This is a genomic window from Bacillus sp. JJ783 (assembly GCF_036963225.1).
Taxonomy (GTDB): Bacteria; Bacillota; Bacilli; order Bacillales; family Bacillaceae_G; genus Bacillus_A; species Bacillus_A cereus_U.
This window is the reverse complement of sequence record NZ_JBALMG010000215.1, coordinates 1-3,293: the sequence shown is the minus strand read 5'-3', so window position 1 is coordinate 3,293 and position 3,293 is coordinate 1. Positions and strand designations below refer to the sequence as shown.

The following is a 3,293-nucleotide window of genomic DNA, read 5'->3' as shown; positions in this document are numbered from 1 at the left end:
TCCATAAATATAATTACTTGTAAATTATATTTATGTGAAGGAAGGAGAAGCAATTATGAAGTTTGATGATCAACGCCTACTAGGAGCCCGATTAGGTTCAATGCTCGTAACAGAAGAAAATCAATATTTAATAATTAAGAAAAAAGATCATTATGCACTATTGAATATACATAATTTAGAATGTACACATGTCGAAGTGCAGTTAGAACATATTGAAGAATTGTTGCATGAAGATTTCCAAGAAAGTATAACGGAAATTATCGCGCCGGAACATATAAAAATTGTTGCGAAAAATGTTATATAAAGAAAGAGGCTGGGGATCAGCTTCTTTCTTTATATATGTCTAATTCATTATAAAGATAGCATTTTTAAAACTTCACCAATAACGCCCTCCATTTGATGAACACCTAAGTCTGTATTTGTCATAATAACAGCCCCATTACCTCTATAAGGATAACAAACCATCATACATTGGAATCCAACGCCCCAGCCAAGTGAATAAATTTGTAAGTCTTCATTAGAATCATTTAGAAAAACACCTAACCCAGTCCATTTTGAGCAGCCTTGAGGAGAAATCATGTCCTGTACTGTTTTTTGAGAAAGTTTTAGTTTTCCATTTCCTTGCAAGGAATGAATGAGTTCGATTACTAAAGTTGATAAATCGGATGGTGTTGTCCAAATTCCTGAAGCAGCTGCGAATGGATAAAATGGATAGTTCTCATTTGTTACAGTTTCATCTTTATTATGCCCGCAAGCAAAAGCATCGGTTTTATCTATGACTTCGGGAGAGAAGAGTGTACTATTTTTCATTTGTAGTGGCTGGAAGATAAGTTCTTCTAGTAACTGACTAAATGATTTCCCAGTAATATCTTCTAGTAGTTGTTCGATTATACAAAAGTTTGCGTCTGAGTAGTGAAATTCACTTTCTGGTTCATAATTCATTTCTATAGGTACTGGGCAATATAATGTTCTACCAGAAAGGACTTCAGGAATTTTAGGTATTCCTTTCTCTAGCTTATAATGTTCAAAACTATTAGGAGGATCAATGATTCCAGATTGGTGACTTAATAAGTTTCGCAACGTGACTTTTTTCTGTGAAGTAAATAGATTGGTAGGGATGTTCCAGGATGTGAGTCTATCAGTTACGTCTTCATCTAAATGTACAATTTCTTGATCTGATAATGTTAGTACGAGCATTGTGGTGATGAATTTGCTAATAGAACAAGAATTGAGGATGGAATCCGTAGTGACAGTTCTATTTGTTCCAGATTCAAGTGTTCCAAAGGCAGTCGCTTCGTTTAGTTTGCCATCACGTATGACGGCAAGGCTTAAACCAGCAACGGAATATTGGTTCATTTTCTCGTATATATTGTTACTTTTTAAGTTCATAGTTGCTCCTTTCTTTTTAAAAATAGAATATTAACTTTAGTATACATTGTTAATCTATGAGAGGTGATGTGAATGGAATTAAAAGTTAATTTTTAATATAGAGAAAGAGAATAAAAGAAAAAACCTCATCATTTTTGATGAAGTGTCCTCTTTTATTTTGCAGAAATTCGCATTATAAACTGAAGTAATTTATCTCTATACATATACATTATCCATAGAGTTGATATGTAGGAAATAAGTGCTCCTTTGTTTTCAATTGGTGCATTGAAAACAAGCCAACCAACTATATCAAATAATAAATGTAGTGCAATTGAAAGAACTACAAATTGTAGTAACGTATTCAAAAATCGTTTCATAAAGTGTCCCCCTAAAATAATAGGTTTATCAATAATGTTGTATATTACTATTATACATTAAATGTTTTTTTGTGGTAAAATTTACATAAGTTACTTAAATAAAACATATGAAAGCTAGTGAAGGAGGAGCAGTCATGGAATTTTGGATTGTCATACCAATTGTGGCTTTTGGATTTATGTATATTGCTGAAAAATTAAATAAAATCGAAAAGAAAAATGATGCGCGTTTAAAGAGGATGGAAGATAGATTACAATTAATTACGAAAGAGATGGGAATTGTAGAAAGAGAACCTGAGATTAATAAAGAATTACGTCAGCTTGTGGAAGATGGAAAAACGATTACAGCAGTTAAGAGAGTAAGAGAAGCATTTGGTTTTTCAATACTAGAAGCAAAGCAATATGTCGATAAATTATGAAGAAGATCATCCAATTGGATGATCTTTTTTTAATGAATTATACGTGTATTTACATAAATTGCTATTATAAAGTGTCCAATTACAATGATAGGAATAATGATTTTGACATTAGGAGTAGTGAAGACACTACCGATTTGTGATTTTAAGTTTTAAAGCGTACAGAATTTTGCACGCTTTTTTATTAGTTGCATGAAAAATAGGTAAGAAATGATGGAACAAACATTTGAGATGAATTGTCTAATATAGGTAATAATTATTTAGTTTGAAAGAAAGGGTGGAGAAAAATTAGGGGTATGTGTTAGTTTACTAGGAACAACTCAATTTGTTAGCACAATTTCTTCTGTGAAAGCGGAACAAAAGCTAGAGCAAAAAGTAATAAAGAATGAGACCGGAACTATTTCACTTTCGCAGTTAAACAAAAATGTATGGGTTCATACGGAGTTAGGTTATTTTAACGGAGAAGCAGTTCCTTCGAGTGGTCTAGTTCTTACTACTTCTAAAGGGTTAGTACTTGTCGATTCTTCTTGGGATGATAAGTTAACGAAGGAATTAATAGAGATGGTAGAAAAGAAATTTAAGAAGCGCGTAACGGATGTCATTATTACACATGCGCACGCTGATCGAATTGGCGGGATAAAAACGTTGAAAGAAAGAGGTATTAAAGCGCATAGTACAGCACTAACTGCGGAACTAGCAAAGAAAAATGGATATGAAGAGCCGCTTGGAGACTTACAAACAATTACAAATTTGAAGTTTGGAAATATGAAAGTAGAAACCTTTTATCCAGGGAAAGGACATACAGAAGATAATATTGTTGTATGGTTACCACAATATAAAATTTTAGCTGGAGGCTGTTTAGTGAAATCTGCGGAAGCGAAAGATTTAGGGAATGTTGCTGATGCGTATGTAAATGAATGGTCCACATCGATTGAAAATGTGTTGAACCGATATGGAAATATGAATTCAGTAGTACCTGGCCATGGTGATATAGGGGACAAAGGATTGCTTTTACATACACTGGATTTGTTGAAATAAGAAACAAAGAATAAAATAATGATGAAGCTTATTGTAGATGTAAGAAATTTTTGGAAGAAAAAAGAGAGGAGAAAACAATTTTCTCCTCTCTTTTTTC

Annotated in this window: 4 protein-coding genes and 2 pseudogenes; 3 read left to right on the top strand and 3 right to left on the bottom strand. The window is 32.7% G+C overall.

The features are described from left to right. The first annotated feature begins 55 nt into the window (after positions 1 to 55). Complete coding sequence (locus V7038_RS28385; RefSeq protein WP_002110984.1) at positions 56 to 304, top strand: hypothetical protein; 249 nt, start codon at positions 56 to 58, stop codon at positions 302 to 304. A gap of 47 nt (positions 305 to 351) precedes the next feature. Here the strand turns inward: V7038_RS28385 and V7038_RS28380 are convergent, their stop codons facing one another. Both V7038_RS28380 and V7038_RS28375 read right to left on the bottom strand, forming a co-directional pair. After that, positions 352 to 1,389, bottom strand: a complete 1,038-nt coding sequence (locus V7038_RS28380) for a serine hydrolase domain-containing protein (protein ID WP_070170456.1) — start codon at positions 1,387 to 1,389, stop codon at positions 352 to 354. A gap of 152 nt (positions 1,390 to 1,541) precedes the next feature. Beyond that, positions 1,542 to 1,745 carry a hypothetical protein gene (locus V7038_RS28375; protein WP_335696003.1) on the bottom strand — a complete coding sequence of 68 codons (204 nt, stop codon included), beginning with the start codon at positions 1,743 to 1,745 and terminating at the stop codon, positions 1,542 to 1,544. Between the two features lie 134 nt (positions 1,746 to 1,879). Here V7038_RS28375 and V7038_RS28370 point away from each other — a divergent pair, with 134 nt between their 5' ends. Beyond that, complete coding sequence (locus tag V7038_RS28370; protein WP_002110980.1) at positions 1,880 to 2,161, top strand: hypothetical protein; 282 nt, start codon at positions 1,880 to 1,882, stop codon at positions 2,159 to 2,161. A 29-nt stretch (positions 2,162 to 2,190) separates the two neighbouring features. On the opposite strand, the pseudogene V7038_RS28365 reads toward V7038_RS28370, so the two are convergent. Beyond that, positions 2,191 to 2,295 (bottom strand): annotated as a pseudogene (locus V7038_RS28365) (DUF3784 domain-containing protein); the annotation flags it as partial. A 148-nt stretch (positions 2,296 to 2,443) separates the two neighbouring features. Between V7038_RS28365 and bla2 the strand changes: the two are divergent. Further along, a pseudogene (bla2, locus tag V7038_RS28360) lies at positions 2,444 to 3,196 on the top strand (BcII family subclass B1 metallo-beta-lactamase); the annotation flags it as partial. Positions 3,197 to 3,293 lie beyond the last annotated feature (97 nt).